Consider the following 16,234-nt stretch of genomic DNA (forward strand, 5'->3'; position numbering starts at 1 on the left):
TTAGGAAGGAAGAAAGGGCGCCCGTTGGACGCCCTTTCGTTCGATTACTGAAATGCCTTCGAAGGATCGGATTCGGTGTAGACCGATATCATGACGATTGCGGTATCCGCCCCGATATTTTTCACCGTATGCGGGGTGCAGGCATTCCAGCTGAAGGAGTCCCCGGCGTTTAATTCGGCGGCGTCCTCGCCTTGCTCGATATAGATCGTTCCCTGGATAACGACATGGACTTCTTCGCCTTCGTGGGCATGGTTCTCTCCGGTTGACGCACCGGGCGGTAGCTCAACGATCATCATATGGACGTTCTTAGTCGAGCTGAGGTGAGAGACCTTCAGGTTGTCTGGTCCGCTTGTCGTTATCCGGCGCTCATCCTTGCGGACGAGCTGCAGCTTTTCCTTTTTGTCCAGCAGTAAGTAGGCCAGCGGAACTTTAAGCGCATTCGAAATGCTCTCCAGCGTTGCGATCGAAGGGGATGTTTTATTCGTTTCGACCTGGCTCATAAAGCCTTGAGACAAACCGGTTTCATCGCATATCTGAGCAATCGTGATGTTCTTCCGTTTGCGGATAGCCCGAATGGCGGAGCCGATATCCATGAAGCTCACTCCTCCAAAATATTAGTCATACGTAACTTATATTTATATTAACAATTTTCCGATTGACAGGCTAGACCTTGCAGCGTTATATTTCTTATATAAAATAAATATTCACATTACTAATATATCTGATGCAAAATGGAGGGGTTTACCGATGAATTCGGTCTATGAGTTTGCTGTTCATCTGCCGTCCAATTTGGAGCCGGGCAGAACGTATCCCGCGATTTTTACGCTTCACGGCAAAGGCTCGAACGAGCGGAATATGTACGGGCTTGTTGAATCTCTTTCGGATGACTTCATTATTATCGGCATCCGGGGCAATCTTCGACTCGGAGCAGGTTATCAATATTATGAGCTCAAAAGCCTCGGCAATCCGGTCCGCGACTTATTCGATCAAGCAGCCGTGCAGCTGGAAGCCTTTATTAAGGAAGCAACGACTCAATATCCGATAGATCCGCAGCGCCGTTATCTGCTTGGCTTCAGCCAAGGGGCGATTCTGGCGATGACGCTGGCGCTTACGATGGGGAATGGGCTGAGAGGAGTCGTAGCCCTGAACGGTTACGTGCCCGGTTTCGTGAAGGACGAATACGCGCTGCAGAGCGTGGAGCAGGTAGCCTTCTTTATTTCGCACGGCGAATACGATTCGGTATTTCCAGTCAGCATCGGATACGAGAATGAAGCCTATTTCCGGGAGCTAACGCCTAAGCTTACGTTCAAAACGTATAAGTCCGATCATGGCGTGACGGAAGAGAATCAGCGGGATTTCCTGCAATGGATCAAGGAAGACGCAAGAGGATCATCCAAATAAAAAGGAGTGAAGAGTTATGCTTCCATCTTATTTCTTCGCGCATGGCGCGCCATCCATCGTATTGGAGGATAACAGCTATACGGATTTATTGAAGACCTTCGCGGCTAATCATCCAAAGCCGAAGGCTATTGTTCTTTTCTCAGCGCATTGGGAGGAGAACGTGCAAGCCGTCAGCGCATCTAAGACGTACAGCACGATTTACGATTTCGGCGGATTCCAGGATGAGCTGTACCAGATGACTTATCCGGCGAAAGGGGACCGGTCCTTGGCGGACCGCATCGTATCCTTGTTTGAAGCGCGGGGCATACAGGCGGTAACGGACGATGAACGCGGCCTGGATCACGGGGCATGGGCGGTGCTGAAGCTCTTGTATCCGGATGCGGATATTCCGGTTATTGCTTTATCGGTAAACCGGTACCTGACGAACGAGCAGCAGTACCAGATCGGCAAAGCGCTTGCCGAGCTTCGGGAGCAGGATGTTCTCATCATCGGAAGCGGGGGAACCGTTCATAATCTGCGGGCCTTGAACTGGCGTTCGGATGGCGTAGACGATTGGGCAGCTAGCTTTGATCAATGGCTCCAGGAGCATCTGGAGGCATGGGATCTGGACGCGTTGTTCCAATATCGCACATTAGCCCCCAATGCGGCGCAAGCCGTACCGACAAGCGAGCATTTTATTCCGCTCCTGCTGGCCATGGGCGCAGGGGACGGCACCCGCCAGGCGAAGCTGCTTCACCGCAGCTACCAATACGGCAATCTAAGTCTTAGCTGCTGGGAATTTGCTTAATAAACAGAAGACAGCCCAAGACCCCTCTCAAGCAGGGGTCTTGGGCTTTTTTGGCCTACGCGTTATTCCTCTTCTTCCTCCACGATAATCCTTACCGTGTTCGTAAGCAGACCCGCACGGAAGCAGGATGAGCCGAATCGGAATTCGAAAAATACGGCTGCTTGGTTGATCATGATGCCGCCTATCGGCTCGGCCAGGACGCTTACCTGGAAGGTAAGTCTCCGCGTGACTCCCGGCGCGATTGTGCCAAGCGGAATGCCGGCTTGCGGATCGGGCTGCGGAATGCCGTCAACGGTCAGACTTCCCGAAACGTAGGAAAGCTGATTGTCGAGCGGGTCATAGAAAATAACATGGGTTGCCGTAATATCCGACGACAGATTCGTGAGCGTAATATTGTAATGATAGCTTTCCCCGACCTTGACGATTTGCGCGTCGGCGGTTTTAAGGAAAGAGGCAAAATCCGATGCCCGAATCATGGACACGGGATTCGATATGGTATTGGAGGAGAAGGTCTGCGATAGAATCTGGTTATTCGGCAGCAGGAAATCGGCTTTTACAACGGCCGTATTCGTTAATGCGCCGCTTCCTCTTACGAGCACATCAAACCGGACGAAGATGCTTTGGTTAGGAGCTACCGGCCCCAGATTAATCCCTTCACTCGGATTATCATCCAACCGAAGCACGTTGTTCACCCGGATCGTTCCCGGTATAAAGGCCGCATTGGACGGAAGGAAATCCGTTAGAGTCGTTCGGCCGGATACGGCATTGCCGTTATTAATGACGAATATCGTATAGGTGATACGCTGCCCCACGAATAAGGATATATCGAGGAAGGCCTTAGAGATGAGAAGGTTAGGCGCATTCGGGACAGAAGTCCAAGGGACGGAAACAAAGCTTGTCGAGATGATGGGCTGGACCGTTCCCGTAATAACCGGTATGGTCAAGCCAATAAGCGGTGTAAGGGTAATGCCCGGAACCGATACCTGCTGGTTCAGCAGCACGCTGCCGTCCGGCCCGGTTATCGGCCCCAAATTCGGGACCTGACCTGGCGCTGGCGTTACGCCGGGCTTAAAGACCGGGAGAACGGGGAGCATGAGCCCCGGAATCGGAGTTACACCCGGTATGCCATTAAAGGAAATATCCCCTGGCGTGCAGGCTGCCGGTACGGTTCCTGGCGGAACCGTGACGATAAAGCCGGTATTCGTAATTTGTCCGTTGGGCGGATAGCCCGTAACAAACGCCTGGAATTGGATCGTCACCACTTGGCCCACGTTAACGATACCGATGGCCACCTGCTGGGTAATGTCTACCCCGCTGAAGCGACCGCCGTCAATAAAGAGGCTGGATGGAATAAACTGAACGCCCGGAGGAAAGATTTCGACAAGCAAAGCTTCTCCTGGCGCAGTACCTACATTGGTAACGGTAATCGTATAAGTAATCGTGTCCCCGATCTGCGCGGTTGAGACATTTGGCGTTTTGGTCGCCGTAATAATCGGACCCGTTACAACCGCTGGCGTTGTAGTCGTTGTTGAAGTAGTAGGAACGGGCGTTGTTGTCGTTGTCGTCGTTGAAGTGGTGGGAACAGCCGTTGTCGTACTGGACGTGCTTGATGTAGAAGACGTGCTCGACGTTGATGTTGTGCTTGTTGTCGATGTCGTTGAAGTTGTTGAGGTAGACGTTGTAGAAGTCGTCGTAGTCGTAGTCGATGTCGTGGACGTTGTCGGCCCGACCGTACCCGGCAAGCAGCCCATAAACGGTATTATATGCGCTTCCAGCGTGCCGCCTACATTCGTGAGCGATTGGGCGACCATCGTGCCGTTAATATTGCCGAAGCCAATGGCTTCCCAGTTCGCATAGGGGGCCAGCACCGAGCCGAGAATCGACAAGTTCTGATTAAAAGCGGTAGTAGCCTGATAGAAGTTCCAGAGAATGAATTGTCCTTCGCTAGGGTCAGGCGTAACGCCGTTGCGGAAGATTTGATAGCTTCCGAATCCGACGGAATCATCTCCAATGTTAACAAGAATGGTTGAGCCTGCCGGAGCGATAATGTTAATTCCGCTCGCGGTATCCAGCCTCAGCCCGTTGCCGTCCACGTTGTTTCCGTTAAACATAAATATGTTAAGAGCCGGATCCGTCCCAACGAGGAATATGGTTCCAAAGTTATTAACGATGGTTCCGTTGACCGGCAACGCGGCAAGGTTAAGGGATAGCTGCGCCAGCGATTGTTCGGCCCCGTCAAAATCAATGGGCGTACCTACCAGGGGTTGGCCGGGTACACCATTATTATTGGTCATCGTATATTTAATGACCGTGCCGGTAGGGAATATGACGGTATTCCCCGCGAAGTTGGTTCCCCCCGTAATATCAATATTTCCCCGAACGATGAGATCCGCTCTGGTTGTAGATACGGGCAGCTTATCGCCTATCCCATAGCTGTTGTATGTCGCATTGCCGCCAACGGCTACTCTCCCCTCCGAATCAACGAAGGATTGCGTATGATCGCCAAACAAAAACAAATTGAAGCCATTGGCTATCCCCAGATTGACACAGGCCATTTTCGTTATCGCCTCCTAAGTACGTTATCAGCCCTCGGTATGCACACCTTAGATACCTATGCATAATCCCTTTCATTCAGGCATACAAGACAGTATTTAAGCGAAAAAAAGGGGGGCGGGCGTTGAAAGTAGCGATTCTGACCATGTTCAACGGGTTATCGAAGACCTATTCCTTAGTCAGCGTTGTGGAGGAGCATCTGCATATGCTGCTTGGCGGCGGAGCCGACGTCAAGGTGCTCGTCAGTCAAGACTGCCCGGACTCCGAGCGGTACGGCATCTATAGCGACGAACGGATCGAGTGGGTGAAAATAACGAACCGGCTGCATGGCAAGCAGATTCATTGGGTGGATTATACGCAGCCTGCGGGAAGGGTTCATTCCAGCTTTTTCGAGGAGGCCGAAGTCATCGCCGACAGCCTATGCGAGGCCCTATCCGATGCGGAGGTTGTGTTTCTTCACGACATCCTGTACCAGGGCTGGCACCTCGTTCATAATATTGCGGTCCGCCAGGTGCAGGCCCGGCTGCCCCGGCTTCGGTTCCTGGCCATGACGCATTCTTATCCGGCCGTCAGGCCGCAGCGGATGGACTGGCCCCTCTCGGCAAGATTTATGCCGATGCCGAATACCACCTATCTGTACCCGGCGGAATCGGGATTACCCGCGCTAGCAGAGCAGTACAAGGTTCCGCTTGAGCGATGCAGGGCGATCCCGAACAGCCTGAATCTGTTCGGCGAGATGGGGGAAGAGGTGCAGCGGCTTGGATCGCGGACCGATCTGCTGTCCCCGGATATTCTGGCGATTTATCCAGGCCGGCTCACGACAGGCAAGCAGATGGAGAAAGCCGCTGCGCTGCTGGGGGCAATAGGATCGGTGTCGGGTAAACGGGTGAAGATGATCTTTTGCGATTTTCCGTCCCTCGATATCGAGCCGGCTGCTTATAAACGGATAATCAGAAGCGAAGGAGAGAAATACGGTCTTGGAGGGGAGGAACTTGTATTCACCTCGGACCTGGGCTGGCCGGACGGCTTTCCGCATTCGGGGGTCATGGATTTGTTTACCTTGAGCAATCTGTTCCTATGCACCTCCTATTCGGAATCGTTTGGACTTATTGTGCTGGAGGCGGCCAGCCGGGGCAATCTGCTTGTCCTGAATCAGGCGGTACCGGCATTGGAAGAGCTGGGCAGCCGTCTCCAGGCGTATTTTATGAGGTGGAATGCAAAGGGGTTCGGCATGGATACGAGAGAGACCTACCTTCCCTCGGAGGAGGCGTATTTGCGCGAGCATGCGGATCGGATCGCCAGTCTGATAGGGAATAACCCGGTTATTCAGGCCAAGACCATGATCCGCCGGCAATACAATCCGACGTGGATATGGGAGAACCGGCTAAAGCCGTTAATCGAACAGCGCCCCATAGAGGGGCATTAAAGAAAGGCTCTCCATCTCCGGAGAGCCCTTCTTCTTGTCTCCATGAATAATTTGGCATCCCTATTGGGAATCAATAACATATCTTTTTCCCTGTGCGAAGGGGATACCAGGAACGGAATGATCTGCTTATGAGTGGAACGACCAAGAAAATCAATATCGCCCAATTGCTAATGATTTTTGCTTTGACGAACGGCCTTGTCAATCATGTCATTGTTAATCCGATGCTGCTTGACGCTTCCGGGCGGGATGCTTGGATTACGGTTATCGTGACAGGGGCTGTTTATATGGTATGGTGCCTGGTTCTTGCCTGGATGATGAAAAAGTCCGGCCAACAGAAGTGGCAAAAGTGGATTTCGGATAAGACTCATCCCATTGTGTCATGGATTCTGATTCTTCCGGTCTGCGTCATTCTCTATTTCATCGGGGCAACAACCGTTCTCCATACCGTGAAGTGGAATACAACCAACTACCTGCCGGCCTCCCCGGCTCTGGCGCTTGCTCTTACTCTGGTTATTATCTGCTTTTTTATAACGGTATGGGGTCTCCGCTCGATTGCGATAACCGCGGGCGTATTGTTTCCATTTGTCTGCGTATTGGGGGTATTCGTCGCCGTCTTTAACCACTCGGAAAAAGACTATAGATTGCTAACCCCGATTCTGGAGCACGGATGGACGCCTGTTGCCGACGGCATTTTGTACGCGTCAAGCGGTTATATCGAGGTTGTTTTCCTGCTTCTGCTGCAGCATAGGCTTAGCGAAAAGATCAAGACGTGGCAGGTTCTCGTCTACGGCCTGTTTATCGTAGGAATTATGCTGGGGCCAATCGTTGGGGGGATTACCGAATTCGGTCCTAAGGAAGCAGCCAATCAGATGACTTCCCCTTACGAACAGTGGCGTCTCGTGAAGGTGGGGCAATATATCGAGCATGTTGATTTCTTCTCGATCTTTCAGTGGATGTCGGGGGCTTGCATTCGCATTTGCATAGCGGTGTACCTCTTGACCGATGTTCTGAAAATGAAGGGGAAGATCCGCAAATGGACGACGGCTATTATTATGTCCAGCTATATCTTTATTGGCATCATGCGCACGAATGATTATTCCTATTACCAGTGGATGTACAAAGTGTTTTTGCCTATATCGCTTGTTATTCTGCTGGTTATAACACTGACTTGGATGGTCATCACTTTGTTCTCCAAACCATACCGGAAGGATGAACCTCAATGACGGCAGCCGCAGGCAGCGCAAGCTGGACCGAAGAACGATTGAAACAGCTATATCAGGGGTCGGCCGACGTATTCGTCAAGCCATGCCGGTTCGGGGCTAGCGACAAGCCTTCCGTTGTACTGGTATACGCGAATGCTCTTTGCGATACGGGGCAAATTCACGAGTTTGTCCTTCCTGTTCTTACCGAGTATTACGAAGCAACCGGAAAGGCTTCGACAGAAGATATCCATCAGATGATTTCCCGGCTGTCTCTGTTCGCTTATAAAGGAATCCCTACCGTGGAAGAAATAGATGAAATTATTTTCGAAGGGGGATTATTTCTTTATTTTGTTCAGGAGAAGCGTTATTTCAATATGGGGATCAGCGACCGCCCGCAGCGGATGCCAAGCGAATCCAGCACGGAAATTTCCATTAAAGGCCCCAAGGACGGCTTTATCGAGGATATGTCCGTCAATGTAGCGCTCATTCGCAAACGGCTGCGCAGCCATTCCTTGCATGTAAAGGAATATACGATCGGCAAGCGGACGAAGACAAGGCTGTCCCTGCTCTATTTCGAGGATATCATTAATCCGAAAATATTAAATGCGGTACATAAAAGCCTGCAATCCATCGATACGGACGGTCTCTACAGCATTAACCAGCTGGAGGAGATGTTAACCGGCTCGAAATACAAGCTTCTCCCGCTGCTGGATTATACGGGGAGACCGGATTATTGCGTCAACTCCCTGCTTTCCGGGAGGTTTCTTATTGTTATGGACGGCAATCCGCTTGTGATCGTAGGGCCTGCAGGATTAAGCCTGCTGCTTAAATCGCCGGAGGATATCCATTTCAACTACACCTACGTTTCCTTTGCCCGGCTAATTCGGATCATCAGTCTATTCCTTACCGTCTTCCTGCCTGGAATTTGGGTAGCGCTTATGGCCTTTCATCAGGATCAGCTGCCGTTCCGGATTATGGCGACCATCTCAGTCTCCCGGCTCGGACTGCCTTTCTCCGCCCAGATGGAGATGTTTATTCTGCTCATGCTGCTGGAGATCTTCCGCGAGGCCGGCGTCCGGCTGCCAACCTCCATCGGACAGACCTTAACGTCGATAGGCGGTCTCATCATTGGCGACGCCGCGATCCGCGCGGGGCTAGTGTCGCCGTCGGTCGTTGTAATCGGCGCGATTACCGCGGTCTCGGGGGTAACGCTGGTCAACCAGTCGTTAAGCACGGTCGTGAGCATTATCCGGCTGTTCTTTTTCCTGCTGTCTTCCTTCCTCGGCATGTATGGGGTCATTCTCGGGATTGTCATCTTTATTGCGCTTATGGGAAGCCAGCAGTCGTTTGGGGTAAGTTATCTAGCTCCTCTATCGCCGCTAAAAATTAAGGATGTCGTAGCCTCGTTTCTCAGGCTACCTTGGTTCTTAATGAAACGGCGTCCGGGTCTCCTGCAAAATCAGGATGACGAGCGGTAAAGGAATGGAATAGGATGCGGCTGCTTATCGGAAAACTATTAGTTTGCTTGCTGGGTATTTGCCTTCTTCCAAGCTGCACAAACTCGAGGGATATTCAGAATATGGCCTATGTGACCGCGCTTGGCGTGGATTACGAGAATGGCGAATACAAGACGTATGTACAGGTGCTTAACTTCTCCAATATCGCGAGATCCGAGAATACGTCACTGGGCAAGCAGGTACCGATCTGGATCGGAAAGGGGCACGGAGAAACGCTTGCCCTGTCGCTTGCCGATACGAACGAAACCTCGCAGCTTCCTTTATTCTGGGGACATCTGAAGGCTGTTATCCTGAGCGAGAATCTGATGAAGAGAGGAGGAAAGGAAACCTATGCAACGTTAAACCGGCATTACGAGATCCGGTATAATGTGCTTGTATTCGGCACGAAGGAGAAGATGGAGGACATTTTGACGCAAAAGTCGCTCTTTAATTTGTCCCCGCTGGATACCATCATGTTCACAGGTGTGCAGAATCGCACCCAGAGCCCATACGTCATTGCCTCTTACGGCAACCGGCTGATTGCCAATATGAATGAGCCCGGCAACTCGCTTTATATCCCTTCCATTTCGATTAACAGGCACACATGGCTGGAGGAAAAGGCCGGACGCGGGATGTTTGAGATGAATGGAGCGTATTTCTTCGATAAAGGCAGGGTGGTGGACTGGATGTCCTTGGACGAGCTCAAGGGGCTGAGATGGGCTACGGAGAAGATCAGCAAGACAACCCTTCAAGTGCCTTTGGAGGACGGTCATAAAGGAGCTATTCAGTTCGAGCATCCCGGTATGAGAGTCATTCCGAAAGTACAGAGCAATGGGGACGTCAAGTTCGATCTCAAGGTTACGGCAAAAGGAACGGTCAGAGATTCCGACAATGCAACAATCGGGGTGATGGAAAAGAAGGCTGCGGAGGCGATAGAAGCAGAGATTAGAGAAACGTATCGCGCTGCTCTAGCTAAGCATTGCGATCCGTTCCAACTGGAAGAGACGCTGTACCGGGAGCACTCGCGTCAGTTCCACCAGCTGACCAAGGGAGGCTTTTTCTTCCTGAATGAGCATTCCCTTGGCCGCGTGTTGGTTACCGTCAAGATTACAAGCACAGGGAAGTACAAGGAGATCGTGAAATAGGGTTACAACGTTTGGCCGCTGTCGACGGTAATTATCTGGCCGGTCATGGCTTCCTGCTCCAGCGAAGCGCAGATCAGCTGCGCGATATCCTCCGGAGTCGAGATCTGCCGCAGAAGCAGATTCGGTGCGAGCTGCGACATTTGTTCCTCCCGGCCGGCCCACCATCTTGTTGCGACGGCACCAGGAACCACGCAATTGACTCTGATATGAGGAGCCAAAGCCCGCGCGAGGGATTTGGTTAGGCCGTGGACGGCGGCTTTGGATACGGCATAAGGCAAGGACGAGCCTAAGCCGGTTGCACCGGCGATACTGCCGACGTTAACGACGGCGCCTCGTCCTTGCTTTTTCATATGGGGGGCAGCTGCCCTTGCGCAATGAAACATGCCTTTAACGTTGACGTCAAACAGTTCGTCCCACACTTCGCCGGTTGCGGCGTCCAGGTCGGGGAACGGAATATGGCGGGTGATGCTGGCATTGTTCACTAGCAAATCCAAGGTGCCAAAGCGTTGGACGATAGTCTCGACCATGTCTTTGACCTCCTGATCCTTCGATACATCCGCCCTAATCGCGATCGCCTTCCCGCCTAAGCTCTGAATAAGCTGTACGGTTTCTTCTGCTTCCCGCGCGGAGCGCGAATAGTTAACGGCAACAGCCGCCCCCTTGCTGGCTAATGCCAGACTGGTTGCCCGTCCGATTCCCGTTCCTCCTCCGGTTACAAGCGCTGTTTGATGCTTCAATTCCATCTTACGGCCTCCTTGATCTTCGTTTAATGTCATTGTATAAGTCGCTGTTTGATTTGTATAATTGAATTAAATGAAGGAATCGTTCAAAAATTTTGAATAAATCCGGGGGCTGGGAGACGAATGGATTTGAAGACTTTAAAGACGCTGCATGCCATTGTCCGGCATGGCAGCTTCCATCAAGCGGCGGAGGAGCTGAGCTATGCACAGTCCACCGTGACGATGCAAATTCAGAGGCTGGAAGCGGATCTTGGCGTCCGGTTGTTTGAGCGGGGAAAGAAGGTTAGTCTGACGGAAGCGGGAAGGCTCTTCTATGAGCAGAGCCTGGATATTGTCCACCGGATGGAACGGCTGCAGAGCAATCTGGTCGAGCTGCAAAACGGCGAATCCGGAAAGGTGAGGCTTGGCGTAACGGAGCCAACGGCCAGCACTAGGCTGCCGCAGCTGCTTATGGCTTTTATGAACGGGCATCCGAAGGTTGACGTAGCTCTGGAGATCGCCAGCACGCCTCTGCTGGTGAACGGGCTAAAACAAGGCGAATTGGATTTCGCGTTCTGTTCTACGCCGGAATCCGGCGAGGAATTGTATTTTCACCCTTTGTTTCAAGAAAAGTTTGTCTTGCTGCTTCCGGCGAACCATCGGCTGGCCGACTTGGAGCGCATCAGGCTTAGCGATCTGGAAGGGCACCGGCTGCTTATTACGGCGGCGAACTGCCCCTACCGGAAGAAGCTCGAGAGGGTTCTGCAGGATAACGGGCCTTTGTCGATTGAGACGATGGAGATCGGCAGCATGACGGCGCTAAGGCATTATGTGGCAAGCGGCTTTGGCCTTGCCTTTGTTCCGCTAACCGCCCTGGAGCCATTGCCCGAGGGTACGCGAATAAGGGAGCTTCAGGATGTATCGATTGACATGCTGATGGGGCTGGTCAGCCGTACCGCGCCTTTATCTCCGGCAGCCGCAAAACTTTACGAGAATTTAAGGCAGTGTTTGGAAAGGATTTAGACCCCTGCATAGAGAAGGAATGATATGGAAACGATAGTGCAAGATTCAAATCGTTCAACTAACTCTTAGAAAGAAGGTCTATCATGTCAAAGCTGAATATCGGGATTATTTTGGGAAGCACGCGCCAGGGGCGCGTATGTCCGCAAGTAGGCGAATGGGTGAAGGGTGTTGCCGATAAACGCGGCGATGCCAACTACGAGATCGTAGACGTTGCCGACTACAAGCTGCCGCTGTTTGGCGAAGTGGATGCTTCGGAGCAAGCAGGCGCTTGGAATGCGAAGCTGGCGGGCCTCGACGGTTTTGTGTTTATCGTAGCGGAATACAATCACAGCATCACGGGTTCCTTGAAAAACGCGCTCGATTTCGCGCGTGAAGCTTGGAACAACAAAGCAGCCGGCATCGTGAGCTACGGCTCGGTGGGCGGCGCTCGCGCGGCAGAGCATCTTCGCGGCATTCTTGGCGAGCTGTCGATCGCGGACGTACGCGTTCACCCGGCGCTGTCGCTGTTCACGGATTTTGAGAACGGTTCGGTATTCAAGCCAGCCGATCTTCATCTGACGAACGTAAACGGCATGCTGGACCAGGTTCTTGCCTGGAGCGGCGCGCTTAAGACGCTTAGACAATAGAATGATGGCTTTGCGAAGAGCATCCTCCTTAAGAGGATGCTCTTTTTTTTTGCTGTTATTTTGCGGCAAATTGTAACCTTCTTGTCCGAATCCGCGTCAGTAGCACTGTTATGTATGCGATATCATTACCTACATCGAGGAGAGTGCTGGACGTGAAATTATGGAAAGCTCCATTGAAACCTGCCGCCTGGGGCGGATTGTGGACAGTGAATTAACCGGCTATGGTATTTAGCAGCCTGTTATTCCTGTTTATTTTTTTGCCGGCGGTATTCCTGCTCTACTGGCTGTCGCCGCGACGAGGAAAGAATCTGATTCTGTTCCTGGCCAGCCTTGCCTTCTATGCCTGGGGCGAGCCGGTCTATATCGTCATTATGCTGATCTCGACGGTGACCGACTACAGCTTTGGTCTCCTGTTAAGCCGGCCGGAATGGGGAGCGAAGCGGCGAAAAGCGATTGTCGTCGCCTCGGTTATCGTGAACCTGGCGCTGCTGTCGTATTTCAAGTACGCCGACTTTGCGATCCGCAACGTGAACGCCCTGCTGGGCACGGATATTCCGCTCACGGAACTGGCACTGCCGATCGGCATCTCGTTCTATACGTTCCAATCGATGTCCTACATTATCGACGTGTATCGGGGAACGGCGAAAGCCCAGCGGAACTGGATAGACTTCGGTACGTTTGTAGCCTTGTTCCCGCAGCTTGTTGCGGGGCCAATCGTGCAGTACAACACGCTGGCGGAGCAACTGAAGGAACGCCGCGTGACGATGGAGATGTTTGCGGAAGGAGTCAGGCGCTTTATTATCGGCCTGGCCAAAAAAGTGCTTCTGGCCAATAACATCGGCCTGCTCTGGCATGCGGTTTCGGACGCCGATGCGGGCATGCTGCCGGTGCTGACCGCATGGCTGGGCATTATCGCTTTCGCGTTCCAGATCTATTTCGATTTCAGCGGCTATTCGGATATGGCAATCGGGCTGGGACTTATGTTCGGGTTCCGGTTCAACGAGAACTTCAATAAGCCTTATACGGCGCAGAGCATTACGGACTTCTGGCGCAGATGGCATATATCGCTGAGCACCTGGTTCCGGGATTACGTCTATATTCCGCTTGGCGGCAATCGGAAGGGTCTGCCGAAGCAGCTCCGCAACATCCTGATTGTCTGGCTTCTGACCGGGATCTGGCATGGGGCGGCATGGAACTTCATGCTGTGGGGCTTGTATTTCGGCGTTATTCTTATTTTCGAAAAATGGGCCGGTCTACGCCTGCTCGCCCGCGCGCCGCGCTGGATCCGGCATGTCTACGCCAGTCTGCTTATCCTGATCGGGTGGGTGCTCTTCGCCTTTGACGAGCTGCCGAAGGTGGGCGGTTATCTGAAAGCGATGTTTGGCCTTAATGGCCAGCCGGTCTGGAATGACGGGACGGTGTATTTCCTGTATACCAACTTGGGGTTGCTCGCGGTGCTTGTGCTGGCCTCAATCGCCTGGAGGAAGCGGACGGAGCCAGCGCGGGAGAACGGCGGCTTATCGGCCATCCGCTCGTTGGCCGGCTCTGCCTCACTGCTTGTCCTGTTCTTCCTCTCCGTCTCTTATCTCGTCGACGCGACCTTTAATCCGTTCCTGTATTTCCGTTTCTGACAGCAAGGGGGACCTCCATGATGAAAAAACAAACCGACCGTCTGCTCGCCATCTGGTTTATCGCGACGCTCTTTGTTCTCGCTCTGATCTTTCTATTCTCGCCGGCAAGGAAGTTCTCCGAGCTCGAGAACCGCTATTTGCAGGCGGAGCCAAAACTGACCTGGGACCATCTGATCTCAAAGCAGTTCGCGGAGGAAGCGGAATCGTTCGTCACGGACCATTTTCCGCTTCGCGGGCAGTGGGTGTGGGTGAAGTCGCTCTCCGAGCAGCTGCGGCTTCAGCAGGAGAACAACGGGATTTACAAAGGGAAGGACGGTTATCTATTCGAGAAGTTTGCGAAGCCGGATCCGGCCTTGCTCGCCCAATATACGGATGCCGTGAAGGGCTTCGCCGCTTCTAGTCCGGATTCCGAATTGACGTTGCTGCTTGCTCCGACCTCCATCGGTCTTTATCCGGACAAGCTTCCTTGGAAAGCGCCGCATGACCGGCAGGATCAGGTGAACGCAGCGGTAGGGGAAGAGCTGCGGGGCTCTGCCAATCTGACGTATATCAACGGGTTCGACGTTCTGAAGCCGCATGTCTCCGACCCGATCTATTACCGGACTGACCATCACTGGACGACACTGGGCGCTTACTACGCTTATGAGGCTTATGCGAAGCAGATGGGATGGACCCCGCATCCGATGTCGGATTTTACGGTCAAGACCGTAAGCGATTCCTTCCTCGGGAGCTACCATACGCGCGGACAATTCAGCCTGGCGAAGCCGGACCTGCTGCAGGTATTTATGCCGAAGAAACCGGTGCCCACGTCGGTATACGTAGCGGATACCGATACAACCACGGACAGCTTGTATGACGAGAGCTTCCTCGCCAAAAAAGATAAATACTCGTATTTCCTCGGCGGCGTTCATGCGCTTATGACGCTGACAAGCGATATTCCGGAGGGCGAAGAGGATCTGGACAAGCTGCTTGTGGTCAAGGATTCGTATGCCCACAGCGTCCTGCCTTTCCTGACGCAGCATGTCAAAGAAATTCATGTCATTGACATGCGCTACTACAACGGCAGCATTAGCGAATACAGGAAAGCGAACGGCATCGGCCACACGCTGATGCTGTTTAATACGGCAACCTTCTCGGAGAACAACGAGATTCTTAAGCTTAATAAATAATCGATATAACAAGGGAGAGTTCTTACATGAAAAAACGCGCCATCATTCTGCTTCTCACGACTATGATTATGGGCGGCGTGCTCAGCGCCTGCGGCGGCAATAACAATAACAGCAGCAATAATACGGCAGCTTCGCCAACTCCTGCGGCTACGGCTCCCGCGGAAGAAAGCCCGTCCGCAAGCCCGGATGCGCAGCCAAGCGAAGGGGCATCGGAGACTCCGGCCGAAAGTCCGGCGGCGAGCGCAAGCCCGACTCCTTCGCCAAGCGCTTCAGCCGAGCCAAGCCAGACGCCGGCGCCGTCAAAGGAGCCGGTTCCAAGCGCGAAGCCATCCGAGCCGGCAAAAAAACCGGCGGCAACGCCTTCGCCAAGCGCGAAGCCGTCCGCTACGCCAAAGCCGACGCCGAAGCCAACACCGAAGCCAACCGTCAAGCCAAGCCCGAGCCCGTCAGCGGATGCTGCGGCAAGTAATATCATCGATGCGATGCTGAAGGCGGTCGAGCAGCCTGCCCTGATCGCGATGACCGCCGATGACGTGAAGAACATGTATGGCATCGATACCTCGACGCTTGCCGATTACTCCGGCCGCATGCCGCTTATGAACGTAAAGACAAACGAAATTGCCCTGTTTAAGGTGAAGAAGGAAAAGGATATCGATGCCGTGAAGAAGGGCATGGTCAGCCGCGCCGAAGCGGTTCAGAAGCAGTTCGAATCGTATTTGCAGGATCAGTACGAGAATGCGAAAAACTACAAAATTATCGTGCAGGGCAACTACGTCCTCTTCGTCATCTCGGAGAGCGCGGATGATCTGGTGAAAGCATTCAAGGCAGCGGTGAAGAAATGACAAACAAGGCAACCGTATAATTTGGCCCGTTAGATTCATCCTATTTGGGTAAGAGCTGGCGTTTAAGGAGGTTACCCAAATGAATGAATCCCTGTTCCATCTGTCTTATATCGTGCTGCTTGGCGTACTGCTCGCGCTGGGGCTCGGTTGGATGGGGTGGTTGATCTACCATCGGAGGAAGAGGAAAGCTCGATAAACCAAAAGCCATGAATTC

The 16,234-nt window shown here is 52.8% G+C and carries 14 protein-coding genes; 11 read left to right on the plus strand and 3 right to left on the minus strand.

The annotated features are described in order from the left end of the window. Positions 1 to 44: 44 nt before the first annotated feature. Positions 45 to 593, minus strand: coding sequence for a helix-turn-helix domain-containing protein (locus PGL01S_RS12315; RefSeq protein ID WP_127494932.1), 549 nt, complete (start codon positions 591 to 593; stop codon positions 45 to 47). A 154-nt stretch (positions 594 to 747) separates the two neighbouring features. Between PGL01S_RS12315 and PGL01S_RS12320 the strand changes: the two genes are divergently transcribed. Both PGL01S_RS12320 and PGL01S_RS12325 read left to right on the plus strand, forming a co-directional pair. Further along, positions 748 to 1,401: an alpha/beta hydrolase gene (locus tag PGL01S_RS12320; RefSeq protein ID WP_127494933.1), complete on the plus strand. Its 654-nt coding sequence runs from the start codon at positions 748 to 750 to the stop codon at positions 1,399 to 1,401. A gap of 16 nt (positions 1,402 to 1,417) precedes the next feature. After that, positions 1,418 to 2,188, plus strand: coding sequence for a DODA-type extradiol aromatic ring-opening family dioxygenase (locus PGL01S_RS12325; protein WP_127494934.1), 771 nt, complete (start codon positions 1,418 to 1,420; stop codon positions 2,186 to 2,188). A 62-nt stretch (positions 2,189 to 2,250) separates the two neighbouring features. Here PGL01S_RS12325 and PGL01S_RS12330 read toward each other — a convergent pair whose 3' ends face one another. After that, entirely contained in the window at positions 2,251 to 4,743 is a 2,493-nt protein-coding gene (locus PGL01S_RS12330; RefSeq protein ID WP_127494935.1) for a choice-of-anchor A family protein, read from the minus strand. Between the two features lie 122 nt (positions 4,744 to 4,865). Here PGL01S_RS12330 and PGL01S_RS12335 point away from each other — a divergent pair, with 122 nt between their 5' ends. The 4 genes from PGL01S_RS12335 to PGL01S_RS12350 all read left to right on the plus strand — a co-directional run bounded on the left by PGL01S_RS12335 (position 4,866) and on the right by PGL01S_RS12350 (position 10,010). Then, complete coding sequence (locus tag PGL01S_RS12335; protein ID WP_127494936.1) at positions 4,866 to 6,167, plus strand: glycosyltransferase family protein; 1,302 nt, start codon at positions 4,866 to 4,868, stop codon at positions 6,165 to 6,167. A 128-nt stretch (positions 6,168 to 6,295) separates the two neighbouring features. Then, on the plus strand, positions 6,296 to 7,390 hold the full coding sequence (locus tag PGL01S_RS12340) for an endospore germination permease (protein WP_127494937.1): 1,095 nt from the start codon (positions 6,296 to 6,298) through the stop codon (positions 7,388 to 7,390). Beyond that, positions 7,387 to 8,847 carry a spore germination protein gene (locus PGL01S_RS12345; protein WP_127494938.1) on the plus strand — a complete coding sequence of 487 codons (1,461 nt, stop codon included), beginning with the start codon at positions 7,387 to 7,389 and terminating at the stop codon, positions 8,845 to 8,847. Before PGL01S_RS12340 ends, PGL01S_RS12345 begins: the two co-directional genes overlap by 4 nt. 14 nt (positions 8,848 to 8,861) lie before the next feature. Further along, positions 8,862 to 10,010, plus strand: coding sequence for a Ger(x)C family spore germination protein (locus PGL01S_RS12350; RefSeq protein ID WP_127494939.1), 1,149 nt, complete (start codon positions 8,862 to 8,864; stop codon positions 10,008 to 10,010). 2 nt (positions 10,011 to 10,012) lie between these two features. On the opposite strand, the gene PGL01S_RS12355 is transcribed toward PGL01S_RS12350, so the two are convergent. Then, positions 10,013 to 10,753 carry an SDR family NAD(P)-dependent oxidoreductase gene (locus tag PGL01S_RS12355; RefSeq protein WP_127494940.1) on the minus strand — a complete coding sequence of 247 codons (741 nt, stop codon included), beginning with the start codon at positions 10,751 to 10,753 and terminating at the stop codon, positions 10,013 to 10,015. A gap of 120 nt (positions 10,754 to 10,873) precedes the next feature. Between PGL01S_RS12355 and PGL01S_RS12360 the strand changes: the two genes are divergently transcribed. The 5 genes from PGL01S_RS12360 (at position 10,874) to PGL01S_RS31240 (ending at position 16,020) form a co-directional block, all read left to right on the plus strand. After that, positions 10,874 to 11,752 carry a LysR family transcriptional regulator gene (locus PGL01S_RS12360; protein ID WP_127494941.1) on the plus strand — a complete coding sequence of 293 codons (879 nt, stop codon included), beginning with the start codon at positions 10,874 to 10,876 and terminating at the stop codon, positions 11,750 to 11,752. Positions 11,753 to 11,835: 83 nt separating this feature from the next. After that, positions 11,836 to 12,378 (plus strand): NADPH-dependent FMN reductase, encoded by a 543-nt coding sequence (locus PGL01S_RS12365; RefSeq protein ID WP_127494942.1) that lies wholly within the window; start codon positions 11,836 to 11,838, stop codon positions 12,376 to 12,378. Positions 12,379 to 12,599: 221 nt separating this feature from the next. Continuing rightward, a complete protein-coding gene (locus PGL01S_RS12370; protein ID WP_127494943.1) occupies positions 12,600 to 14,009 on the plus strand; it encodes an MBOAT family O-acyltransferase in 1,410 nt (469 codons plus the stop codon). Between the two features lie 17 nt (positions 14,010 to 14,026). Next, a complete protein-coding gene (locus tag PGL01S_RS12375) occupies positions 14,027 to 15,178 on the plus strand; it encodes a DHHW family protein (RefSeq protein WP_127494944.1) in 1,152 nt (383 codons plus the stop codon). 26 nt (positions 15,179 to 15,204) lie between these two features. Beyond that, a complete protein-coding gene (locus tag PGL01S_RS31240; RefSeq protein ID WP_244935574.1) occupies positions 15,205 to 16,020 on the plus strand; it encodes a DUF4358 domain-containing protein in 816 nt (271 codons plus the stop codon). Positions 16,021 to 16,234: the final 214 nt, after the last annotated feature.

This window comes from Paenibacillus glycanilyticus NBRC 16618, assembly GCF_004000805.1.
In the GTDB taxonomy this organism is placed as follows: domain Bacteria; phylum Bacillota; class Bacilli; order Paenibacillales; family Paenibacillaceae; genus Pristimantibacillus; species Pristimantibacillus glycanilyticus.

Bases quoted from the DNA above. Each gene is read 5' to 3' on its own strand.
- PGL01S_RS12325 (WP_127494934.1), top strand. From the start codon at position 1,418: ATGCTTCCATCTTATTTCTTCGCGCATGGCGCGCCATCCATCGTATTG.
- PGL01S_RS12320 (WP_127494933.1), top strand. From the start codon at position 748: ATGAATTCGGTCTATGAGTTTGCTGTTCATCTGCCGTCCAATTTGGAG.
- PGL01S_RS31240 (WP_244935574.1), top strand. From the start codon at position 15,205: ATGAAAAAACGCGCCATCATTCTGCTTCTCACGACTATGATTATGGGC.
- PGL01S_RS12355 (WP_127494940.1), bottom strand. From the start codon at position 10,753: ATGGAATTGAAGCATCAAACAGCGCTTGTAACCGGAGGAGGAACGGGA.
- PGL01S_RS12365 (WP_127494942.1), top strand. From the start codon at position 11,836: ATGTCAAAGCTGAATATCGGGATTATTTTGGGAAGCACGCGCCAGGGG.
- PGL01S_RS12340 (WP_127494937.1), top strand. From the start codon at position 6,296: ATGAGTGGAACGACCAAGAAAATCAATATCGCCCAATTGCTAATGATT.
- PGL01S_RS12360 (WP_127494941.1), top strand. From the start codon at position 10,874: ATGGATTTGAAGACTTTAAAGACGCTGCATGCCATTGTCCGGCATGGC.
- PGL01S_RS12345 (WP_127494938.1), top strand. From the start codon at position 7,387: ATGACGGCAGCCGCAGGCAGCGCAAGCTGGACCGAAGAACGATTGAAA.
- PGL01S_RS12330 (WP_127494935.1), bottom strand. From the start codon at position 4,743: ATGGCCTGTGTCAATCTGGGGATAGCCAATGGCTTCAATTTGTTTTTG.
- PGL01S_RS12350 (WP_127494939.1), top strand. From the start codon at position 8,862: ATGCGGCTGCTTATCGGAAAACTATTAGTTTGCTTGCTGGGTATTTGC.
- PGL01S_RS12375 (WP_127494944.1), top strand. From the start codon at position 14,027: ATGATGAAAAAACAAACCGACCGTCTGCTCGCCATCTGGTTTATCGCG.
- PGL01S_RS12315 (WP_127494932.1), bottom strand. From the start codon at position 593: ATGGATATCGGCTCCGCCATTCGGGCTATCCGCAAACGGAAGAACATC.
- PGL01S_RS12370 (WP_127494943.1), top strand. From the start codon at position 12,600: ATGGTATTTAGCAGCCTGTTATTCCTGTTTATTTTTTTGCCGGCGGTA.